This is a genomic window from Corynebacterium sp. HMSC071F07 (genome assembly GCF_001810285.1).
GTDB lineage: Bacteria > Actinomycetota > Actinomycetes > Mycobacteriales > Mycobacteriaceae > Corynebacterium > Corynebacterium simulans.
The window spans coordinates 1-227 of sequence record NZ_KV800667.1 but is presented as its reverse complement, the minus strand read 5'-3'; the positions used below and the strand labels follow the sequence as shown (position 1 = coordinate 227).

Here is a 227-nt window from a genome sequence, read left to right as displayed (position 1 = left end):
CGTGCCAACGATCTCGTCGAAGTTATCACCCATGAGCCAGGGCAAGAGCTTTACGTTGACTGGGCCGGTGACAAAGTGCCTGTAGTAGATCAGGCCAGTGGTGATACCGCGTTCAAGGCGTCACTGTTCGTCGCGGTCAGCCCATACTCAGGGCTGATGTATGTCACGGCCGCTGCGAACGAGAAGATGCCGGCGTGGATTGAGTGCCATGTCAAAGCGTTGAACTA

The 227-nt window shown here is 55.9% G+C and carries 1 pseudogene; it reads left to right on the top strand.

Annotation, left to right across the window (positions count from 1 at the left end):
* A pseudogene (locus HMPREF2724_RS00085) lies at positions 1-227 on the top strand (IS21 family transposase); the annotation flags it as partial.